Here is an 11,035-nt window from a genome sequence, read left to right as displayed (position 1 = left end):
TTAAAACCAGAATAATATCTAAGATAACTGCTTTAACAACTATCCAGTATATCAATAAGTTTATATTTGACAGAAACATTAATAATATTAAAATTAGCATTATTTAAAATGCACAACGGGTTATTTAATTAATTTCTTACTGTAAAATTTTGTTTCCAATGGTTCCGAACCGAAAATCTGAAAATTATTAGCTATTTTTATTCATCCGCGCTTTCAATTTTTCCTAATAAGTATTTATCGCCATTTTAATTGTTTATAGTTCGACTTCTACTCAAAAATCATGTCGTTTTAGTCATTTAATTTCATAATAAATCACACCAAGTTACTCTATGGTCATAAATTGTTTTTTTCAAAATAAGCGAGAATCCAAATTGGAAATAATGGACAAAGCCCTGACACGGATTGATCGGATGATAATTTTAAACTAATTTACGACGAGTTTTAAATAATTTAACTATACGCACTTTTTCTCGTCTGAAATGGTATTTTCTTTCCGTTTTTTAGGTTTGGGTCTTTTCAACATCCCTCATTATCGCGATGACTGCGTTGATTCTTTTTAATAGTTTGGCTTCTTTAGTTGACACTAAACCTTAAAGTGAGTAAGTTTATGTTATAGTCCCTAAATATTTATGGCAATGTTATATGTAAAAATGATTTAATAAAGTAACCATATACTTAATTTTCAACTGGCATTATTGTATAAATGTAATTGTAAATTCCTGGTTTAATCCTAAACTGTTCATGAGGTTCTGCCCGAAACGACCACGTATTATCGCCGCCAACGCCCATTTGGATTAAATCGATATTTACGGTTAAAACATCGCGCTCAATCAATTCGTTCGTGTGTTTCGCTACTTCAATGTTATTGGTGCTATAAGGCAATACGCTAAAATTCAAAGGATTTTCACTTTTCACCATAAAGCCTTTTCCTGAATCATTTTGAATTTTAAACCAGCGCGTACCCATGTGGTTCCCATATTCTTGAGGGACTGCATACCCATAATGCATCGTGTTGGCATCGCCTTTATGCAAACCAACAAACGCACCCGTTTGCCTATCTTGGTAATTGGCCTGAGGCCCTTTTCCAAAATAAGTAACGTTCTTATACTGGTTTGAAATATCAAACTGCATCCCTATTTTTGGGATGTTCGGGGCATTTTCATCAATAGTGCTGGTATAATCCACCTGAATTTTACCGTTTCCAAAAATGGTATAGATTAACGAAACTGTTGTTTTGGGGTTTACAATGGTACCATCTACTTTTATCGTGGCTTTCCCTGTTTCTTCAGAAATCAGTTTTACATTTTTAACTGTAAATCGATCGCCTGCTTTCATCCAATCGCGCTCATTGGTTTGGTTCTTTGCTTTTCTGTAAGCAGCATCATTTTCGGTCTCGGGTCTCCAAAAGTTCAGTTTTAATGGCGTACTGAAAAACTCGTTTTCTTTAAATTTATATGAAACAATAAGCCCCGTTTTTTTATCAACCTCAACATTTATTGATTTGTTGCTTACCATGATTTTACCTGAAGTTTCATTAACATTCAACCGAGGCTGTTTTTTTGCTTTTTCTTCTGATTTTTCTACATGAAAAGGCATTCTGAATTGTTCTTCAAAAACCACATACCCTTTATTTGCCCATAAAACATCGCTTTTAAGTTTTCCTTGAATATTGATAAAAAACTCATCGCCAGCTGATGCTTTTGGTGTTTTAAAAGGAACTTTAAAATTACTGGTTTCATTTGGTTTTGTTGACAAAGACGCTAAAGTCGCCGATTGCACCACAACGCCATTTTTTGATAGTTGCCAAACCAAATCGTACTGCGATAAATTGACGGCATGATGGCGGTTCAAAATTTTAAATTCGCCGTTTAGCCTATTGACTTCTGAAATAACAACAGGTTGATTGACTTTTTTACATTCGTAAATCTCAGGTTTTGGGGTTCTGTCGGCTGCAATAATGCCGTTGAGGCAAAAACTGCCCGAATTAGGTATATCGCCAAAATCGCCACCATATGCTAAAAATTCGGTGCCATTCTCATCTTTTTTTAGGAGACCTTGATCTATCCAATCCCAAATATAGCCACCCAACGCCCGGTCGTTTTTATAAACAACATCCCAATAGGTTTGCATATTCCCTAATGAATTCCCCATGGCATGGGCATATTCACACATCAATACGGGCCGCTTATCAAAACTGGTATCATCAATCAAGCTTTGTAGTTCTTGTGGTTGTGGGTACATTCTGCTCAACATATCCACCCATTTCGGGTCGGTTGGGTTTCCTTTGCCAAGGTCAAAATAGCCTTTTTTATAACGTGTATCGGTAGCATCGCCCTGTGCGCCTTCATAATGAATGTATCGTGTGGGATCCTTTTCTTTCATCCAACCTGCCATCGCAGCGTGGTTGGGGCCCATACCGGATTCGTTTCCTAAGCTCCAAAAAACAATACTTGGGTGGTTTTTATCACGCTCCACCATGCGCACGCCTCGTTCCAAAAAAGCATTGGACCATTCTGGCACATTGGATAGTTTCCCACGAAGACCGTGTGTTTCTAAATTGGCTTCGTCCATCACATAAATGCCATAGGTATCGCATAAATCATAAAAATATGGGTCGTTGGGGTAATGTGAGGTTCGTACCGCATTGAAATTGAATTGTTTTAGCAGCTTTACATCGGCTTCCATATCTGCCCTAGAAACGGCTTTTCCGTTTTTCATATCGTGGTCATGGCGGTTTACCCCTATCATTTTCACGGGATTTCCGTTTACCAAAAAGCGTCCACGGTCATCAATTTTTAATGTTCTAAAACCAACTTTGGTACTTGTAACTTGAATTTTGTTTCCTTGGTCATCTGTTACCGTAAACAATAAAGTGTATAAATACGGACTGTCTGCCGACCATTTTTTTGGCGATTTCACTTCGGTTTCTATCAACGCAAACGGTACATTGTCGCGCTGTGGGTAGAATTCGCCAAAATATTTTTTGAGTTTTGTATTTGTCACTTCTCCAACTGTAAGGCCATTCGCATCCAATAGTTGCGTGGTTAATGTCCAATCATCTACTTTGGTATGTAATGGATTATCTCCAAAATGCCCTACTTTTTCAACATATTTGTCGGCTATGTTTGCAACGAACTCTGGGCGTATTTGCAATAGTGCATGCTCGTAGCTTTCATCAAATTCGGTTCGAATTGTAAAATCGGACAAACGCACTTTTGGAACAGCCCGTAAATATACTTCCCGTTCTATACCGCTCATACGCCAATGGTCTTGTGCTTCCAAGTAGCTGCCATCACTCCAGCGATATACCTTAACGGCTATTTTATTTGCACCTTCTTTAATGTGTTTTGTGATGTCAAATTCCGAAGGCAATCGGGTATCTTCACTATAACCCACAAATGCGCCATTTACCCAAACATAAAATGCCGAAGACACGCCGCCAAAATGAAGAATTATGTCTTTGCCATTCCAAGATTTATCAACTTCAAAGGATTTTATATAATGCCCAACAGGATTATCATGATGGTTTATGAATGGAAAATCGCTAAAAAACGGATAGGTTGAATTGGTATAAATAGGTGTACCATAACCGCGCATTTCCCAATTGGAGGGTACATCTATAACATCCCATGTTGAAGCATTAAAGTCGGTATTTTGAAAATCATTGGAAGCTTCCTCTGGTTTTGCCACCCAATTGAATTTCCAATTACCATTTAATGATGTGAACAGTTTTGATTGTTCCCTTATATTTTTTATGGCCAATTCCGCATTTTCATAAGAATAAAAAGTAGCATGTGCCGGTAGTCTGTTTATTTGGTTTACATGTGGGTTTTCCCAATCGTTTTGTTGTGCCATTAAATAAACAGGTAATGCTAAAAATATAAATATCGCTTTTTTCATCATTTTCTTGAGCTATTTATGTTGAATATAGAGACCTTGCTCTAATTTAGGGCAAGGCCTTATGAATTCCGGATTTTATTACCTAATTATTGCCCATCATCTGTAATAAATTTGATGTCTATTTAGAGCTTTGAAATCGAAATTGTTTACTTTTTTATAAATTTTCCTGTAAAAACGCCTTGTTGCGATGTGACTTTTAACAAATAAATGCCTTTTGATAAATCCTGTACGGGGATGCTTGTGTTTCCTTTGATGCCATCAACGGTCATGGATTTTACCAAGTTTCCAACCAGGGAATAGATAGCTATCGAGGCTCCGTTGAAACTTTGGTTATCGGTGAATCCAATCTTCAAAAAATTGGTTGCTGGATTTGGATACATATTTAAACCTGTTTTGGTGCCAAATTCTGAAACGCTTAGGGGTTCTCCAGAATCTTCAATGGCATTTACCCCAGCAGTCCACATAGTACCTCCTCTTTCATAAGCGCCAATATCGGGCGCACTTCCTTTGTAAGGTTTCACAAAGCCAGAGATGACTCTTCCCTGGTCTATTACGGCACTACCAGGCTTTGGCATAAAATTTTGGTTATTGGCATCTTCAAAAGGAGATACCGCTGCTATTAAACTATTTTGAATGTCGAATTCCGCAGTGCCATTACCTGTAAACCAACTTCCGGTATTGGCAAAATTGTTGTATAATTTGTTGTTTTGTTGCGCATACCCATTTACCCAAGAATCCATGGCACGTTCGGCATTCCAAATCGTGTTGTGGAAAAAATCCAAATTGGTATTGTTCCAGTTTACTTGAATCCCGCTCCAAGACACATTCCAAACCACGTTATGATGAACCGTGTATCCTTTACTATTATTGTCTAAATAAATACCTGCCGCCTTACCCGGGCCGTTAGCTTCATGCGAATAGGCTGGTGCCGTGGCATCATGAAACCAATTGTGGTGTATTTCATTGTTCTTTAAAGACGCGTTTCCCACCGTATAGAATACCCCAGAATCACTATTTATCAATTCTGAAAAAGATACATCATTATAGGCTATTTCACAATCACTTCCTATGGCATACAAACCATCCCTACCTGCATTTACAATCGTGTTTTTCAATATTTTTATGTTGTTTGCCATGGAGCGTATAGGCGTAGCATGTATTCCTATATAATCGATGTTGCTAATGTAATTTCCTTCTATGGTCGAGTTATGTGCTCCAGACCAATTTTCTACGGTGATGCCATTTGCGGCACTATGGTTTATGGTACAGCCTTTAACCCATGTGTTTCCGCCCCTAACTTCCAGTGCTGCGTTTCCTAAACTAGCTGAAGTGTTGCTTAAATCATCGGATCCTTCATTACCATGTGTAATTTTGTTATTTAGGAAAATATTATTGGTGCCTTTAACCAATACGCTACCCCCAAAAAAATTAATGCCTTCTACTTCTATGTAGTTTCCGTTTAGTTCCGAGGCATATCTTCTGGTTGCAAATGCTACTTCACCATCTATAGGCATCATGCCATTGGCAGGTTGAAAATAAAGCGTTTGGGTAGCACTGTCATAATACCATTCCCTGGCATAATCCAACGCTTCCAATTTATTGGATAAATAAAGTTGCCCTCTGTTGTTACCTGGATAATCTCGCCACACACCAGGATTGTGTGGGTTAAAAGGCCAACTGTTGGCATTTACTCCCGTATGGTCAATTCTCGACGTGGTGCTACTGGTAATGGTTCTTGTCCAGCTTGCTCCAGAATGGGCCCCTAGATAATATACCCAGCCACCAGTCCAGTCTATATTTGGGATCCCACTGGTTAGAAAATGCGTACCATCGCCACCGGTAACAGGTATGGTGTTTAATGTCCAACGGTTGTTATCGGTGTTATTGGGCCATCTTGCCAAATCCATATATTCGTCGTTATGATAAACGGCACGTAATCTACTTTCAATACCCATTGTAACATTTGCTTTATAAATAGTGCCGCTGTGCAATTGCCACCCGTTTATTTGGGAAGTGGCCCTGATTTCCACAACTTCGCCCGTTGCGGCCTTAAAAGTTAAGTAATTACCGGCCGTTCCGCTTTTGTTTACCAACAGCTCTTCCTCATAAATACCGCCCCTGATAATACAAACATCGCCTGCCGACATAGTAGATATGGCTTTAGAAAAGGTTTTAAAAGGACTGCCGATGGTACCGTTATTGGTATCATTCCCGTTGGTTGCCACATAGACGTTTTGGGCAAACAGTGCAGCATTTAATGGAATAATAATGCATAAATAGTGTATCATTCTAATCATATCAACAGTTTTTAGGTTTTAACACAAAAGTAAGACCTTAATTATTTAGTTTACTGTCCATAAGGTTTTAATGGTGCAACATATGTTTTTCATTGGGGAACAAATGATTAGTTAGCTATAAATACACGCATTGTGAAAACTTTTTAAATATAAACAGCTAGCGAATCATCAATTGTTTAATCTGATATAATCCTAAACACAAAAGCATGTTTTCCAACCGGGTGCGGCGGTAAATAAATGTGCAGGCCATCTGCTTTAACATCAAATTTTAAAGTTCCGGGATTACCCAATAATTCAATGGTTTTTATGGTTTTGGTGTAATGTGCATTGCCTTGCTTTAAAGTTGAAATAATCGTTTCATTAGATTTTGGCCAATCTAAAACAGTGGCGTATAATATATCTCCTTTGGTTGTAAAACGAATATCATCCGACGTATTGTCCGGGTTTTTGTTTTCGCTTAAATGCCCTTCCACAACCTGCGCTTTGCCTTCGCCATAAATTTTAAAGGGCCGCGTGCCGTAAATGGCTTCTCCATTTATTTTTAACCAATCGCCCATTTCCAACAAGCGTTCTTTAACGGGTTCAGGGATTTCGCCATTTGCCTTTGGGGTAATATTCAATAAAACCGCGCCGCTTTTACTGACCACATCCACTAAAAAATCAATGAGCCTATTGGCAGATTTATAATTGGGATTGCTGATATGCGACCACGATTTCCAATCGATGGAATCATCCGTCAACCATGGGAAATCTTGTTTTTCACTCATTCTGGAGCGTTCCAAATCCAAAACGGCACTTCCTTTGGCGAAGTCGTAAAACTTATAGGTGGCAACAACATCCTGATTGTTTTTAGCGCCATGATTGTAATAATAGCTTAAAAATTCTTTTCTGTACTGCTCCCCTATCACATCCATTTTGTTATCAAACCACACCAAATCTGGGTTGTATTTATCAACAATTTCTTTTAATCTGGCCAACCATTCTTTATTGAATGCCTCATCAGCCAAAGGATAATATTTTTCAATACCAGCATCGATGTCATGTGGGTTTGGTGGGTATTGAAAATCGCCTTTTTTCATTTTCGGCCCATACAACCCAGCAAATTCTGGATTTGAAGCGTCTGTGGTTTCATCCCAAGTGGGATACCATCCCAGCAACCAATGCCTGTGAAAGGTGGCAATAAATTTCATGTCGCGCTTTTTGATTTCCTTGGAAAGTTCCCCCATGATATCGCGCTTAGGCCCTCTGTCTTTGGCGTCCCAGGTTGTTAAATCGCTATCCCACATGGCAAAACCATCGGCATGTTCAGATACGGGTCCCGCAAATTTTGCGCCTGCATTTTTAAAGAGCTCAGCCCACTCGGCAGCATCAAACTTTTCAGCGGTAAACATGGGAATAAAATCTTTATAACCGAACTTGTCCAAAGGCCCATAAGTTTTTACATGATGCTCATAAAATTTACTGGCTTTGCCGTCTTTAGCTTCAGGATTGTCTTTGTTGACATACATCCAATGGGCATACCATTCGTTTTCGTATTCAGGCACGGAATAGGGGCCCCAGTGGCAATAAATTCCGAACTTAGCATCCAAAAACCATGCTGGGGTTTCATGTTTTTTTAGCGATTCCCAATTGGGTTCATAAGTCATGGAATTTTCAGAAGAAATTGGTGCTTCTTGTTTTTCTTTTTTCTTTGAATTACAAGCAGAACACAATATCACGATGAATGCTACGGATAAAATTTGCTTTGTGTTTAACATGTTTGACAGGGTTTCAAGGTTAATTTTTATTTGATTTTAGTATGAAATTATCTTGTTCGTATTATTAGAATTTGTAACGATAATTTCATCCCTTTTTACTTTCACTTTCTTTACCACCTGTAATTCCTCATCTGTAAAATCTTCTCCTGATTTTTTCCACAATAAAGCCGTTATATACATCTTGTTTTTATCAGAAGGCAAAAAGGTTTCAGAAACATTAGTGACGGTACTTTCACTGGTTTCTGGGTGGATTCCTGTGGACGTGATGGTTTTGATAGCTTCCCAACCTAAAACGGGCACCGTTGCCAATTGGTAAGCGCCATTATCAATAATATGAACGTCTTTCCCATTTACTTTTCTGACCGATTTTTTAATAAATCCATTAATATGGGGTAAGGCATAATGCCCCAAACTGAACGACACTTTTTTATCCGATTCTATTTTATCAATCCTTAAAATACCGTTTTCAATAGGCATATCTGCTAATTGAACCGCAACGCCTTCTAAATATTCTGATGATAATTTCCGGTAATATACGCCCTCTTCAAACTTATTAAATTCATACAAATGCCCCGATTCATAGGGATAGTCTTCTTGGTTTGTTTTAAACACATAATTCATGGAAGCCGTACCCGCCGTATCATCGGCTTGCCATGGAAACGCCGAATTGTAGGAGAGTTTATTATAATTTTCGCTGGAGCGGAAAGCCTCTTTAATATCTTTTCTGGGTACGTTGCACCACGCCCTGATTTCTGAAGCCCCAATGTTTTTATAGTTGGTAACCAGTATTTCAGCACCTTTATAAAAACGGTTTGTAGTGGTGGTGTTCTTTAATTCATTTTCCCAAACACCATTATTTTCTTTTTCAGTCCAAAATTTACTATCCTCCGGCGACAATAAACTCAAAAATGATTTTGCCATCCAAAACACACTGCCCCGGCAACTGTAAGGTTGGGTTGCAGGGTCGAATACGCCATAAAAGCCCAGCGTTGGGATGCTGTCTTTCATAAATTCTGGATGTTGTAAAAATTGCAACAACACGCCCGATGCTGTTCGTCTATAGCCGCCCCAATTGGCATTTTTTAAATCGTCTTCATAAAATGCCAACAATGGAAATGGGCTCACGGAGGCAAAACGGTAGCTGATGCTTCTGCCCCATTCAATCATTTTACCATCTTCGCTAAACATATACGGGTAGTTTTCTGCCATGGGCAAAAAGTTTTCCTTGAATTTTTCTGCAATGTCTGGATAATATTTGTTTCCAAAAACCTGTGACCAAACCGGCCCATACATTTGAAATGCCCACATGCTGTAATAATCGTAGGCAGGGTTGTCATTATACCACCCATCGCCACGATAATGCTCCAACGATTTGTTTAAGTATTCTACCAACAAAGTTTCATTAACAGGGTAGCCCTGATCTTTAAAAAAGCTCAATATAAATATGTTGAAGAATTTCCAATTGGACGGTACCGTGGGGCCATCGGCATAGCTTATCATTTTTTTTGCCAGGATATCTTTTTGTTCTTGGGTTAAAGGCTCCCATAACACTTCTGGAATGATGAACATGGACATGGACAAAGCCCCAAACTCCACCAAGGTTTGTCCGGGCCATGTTCCCTCTTTGTCTTTTATAAAGGATGGATGCTCAGGGTCAATTAGGTTTAAAATATTTTGACGGTAATACTCGGCTATTTTTATACCATCGATTTCCAAATCCGGGTTTTCTTTCAGCAACGGGGAAGCAACAAATAAGGTTCGGCACAAGCCTTCCAGCTTTTCAACAGGATTTTGAGCTTCCCAACGTGGGTAGGCCACCGTTCCTATTTTTGGAAATTTCAAGGGGTCGTCGTTGGAATTCACATAACTAAAAGCACCTTTCAGCATATACAACGCCGCATCTTCCCAATGCTTGCGGGTCATGCCTGTTTTCGGGCTTTTTTCATAATCGGGTTTTGACAATTGAAAAATAGGTTGTCCGCCCACCATTTTATAAACTTCCGATCCTGCTGCCAAAAAAGCACCGGTTCCATAAACTTCCGTTTCATCTTCAAAAGATTTATCGGGGCCTGCCCCAATGGGCTGTACATAGCCCAACATCCCGTCTTTGTTGATATGACCCGTTAAACAATTCCAGGCTTTTTCTATATGGGGGCGATAGGTAGCTGCATCCAACAACCCGTTATTAACACCCCAAGCCAACCCGAAAGTAAAAAAAGCGGTACCGCTCGTTTCCGGGGTTTTGTATATATCTTGATTTAAAAGGCTCATGGCCCAATGCCCCTCAAGTGTTTGGATGGCTATCAGTTTTTTAGCCATTTTCAAATAAATATCCTTGAAATATTCGTATTCTTTTGAACCGGGCTCGTATTCATCCATGAGTAGCGTTAAGCCACCAAATACCCAGCCGTTTCCACGCGACCAAAATACTTTTTTGCCATGGTCGCGCATGGTGATAAAACTATTATCACGAAAAAACAAACCTTCTTCTTCATCAAAAAGATGTTGTTTTGAAGCCCCATATTCTTTCATCATCCAATCGGAATATTTTTTATCGCCCGTAATGTTGGATAGTTTTGCCCAGATAGGAGGCGCCATAAACAAGGCATCGCACCAAGTCCAGCGTTCTAAATGTTTGTATTTATCTAAAGTGATGGGTTGTTTGCTGGGATTGCCCATTATAAAATCGAACCGTTCCTGGGTTGGTTGTATCATGGCAGAATCGCCATATTTCCGGAACAGTTCCATATACATTTGCCCAATGGTATGGTCGTCTGCCATATATTTTCGCCAGTGCAACTGCCAGTTTTGCTGTTCGCCAATGGTTTTCATCCAGCTCCAGTAGCGGTCATCTTTGGCCATTTCAACAAATTTGACCATCCCCACATACAAAGCGCCATTGGTCCAATCGGCAACATGGTGGGGCTTTTCCCTGCCGCTATAGGCATCCCTAAAATGCGCGATCTGCCAATTGGCAACACGTGCCATTTCATTTCTAACAGAAAGCGGGTTTATGGATTGTGCTTGTACTGCCATACCGATTGTCATAAATAAAATGAAAGAAATTGAAAGCTTTAAAAA

The 11,035-nt window shown here is 39.2% G+C and carries 4 protein-coding genes and 2 pseudogenes; 1 reads left to right on the top strand and 5 read right to left on the bottom strand.

The window, feature by feature from the left end; genetic code table 11:
* Nucleotides 1–107 (top strand): annotated as a pseudogene (locus GQO80_RS13975) (IS982 family transposase); the annotation flags it as partial.
* A 396-nt stretch (nucleotides 108–503) separates the two neighbouring features.
* Here GQO80_RS13975 and GQO80_RS15975 read toward each other — a convergent pair.
* The 5 genes and pseudogenes from GQO80_RS15975 to GQO80_RS13955 all read right to left on the bottom strand — a co-directional run.
* Nucleotides 504–578, bottom strand: a pseudogene (locus tag GQO80_RS15975) (BfmA/BtgA family mobilization protein); the annotation flags it as partial.
* Nucleotides 579–675: 97 nt separating this feature from the next.
* A complete protein-coding gene (locus GQO80_RS13970; RefSeq protein WP_157208986.1) occupies nucleotides 676–3,903 on the bottom strand; it encodes a glycoside hydrolase family 2 TIM barrel-domain containing protein in 3,228 nt (1,075 codons plus the stop codon).
* A gap of 143 nt (nucleotides 3,904–4,046) precedes the next feature.
* Nucleotides 4,047–6,197, bottom strand: a complete 2,151-nt coding sequence (locus GQO80_RS13965) for a T9SS type A sorting domain-containing protein (RefSeq protein ID WP_157208985.1) — start codon at nucleotides 6,195–6,197, stop codon at nucleotides 4,047–4,049.
* A gap of 176 nt (nucleotides 6,198–6,373) precedes the next feature.
* The gene (locus GQO80_RS13960) at nucleotides 6,374–7,954 is read right to left on the bottom strand and encodes an alpha-L-fucosidase (protein ID WP_157208984.1); all 1,581 of its coding nucleotides are present in this window, start codon (nucleotides 7,952–7,954) and stop codon (nucleotides 6,374–6,376) included.
* 36 nt (nucleotides 7,955–7,990) lie between these two features.
* On the bottom strand, nucleotides 7,991–10,990 hold the full coding sequence (locus GQO80_RS13955; RefSeq protein ID WP_232333194.1) for a DUF2264 domain-containing protein: 3,000 nt from the start codon (nucleotides 10,988–10,990) through the stop codon (nucleotides 7,991–7,993).
* Nucleotides 10,991–11,035: the final 45 nt, after the last annotated feature.

The organism is Mariniflexile maritimum, from assembly GCF_009746565.1.
Lineage (GTDB): Bacteria > Bacteroidota > Bacteroidia > Flavobacteriales > Flavobacteriaceae > Mariniflexile > Mariniflexile maritimum.
This window is presented reverse-complemented; position numbering and strand designations above follow the sequence as displayed.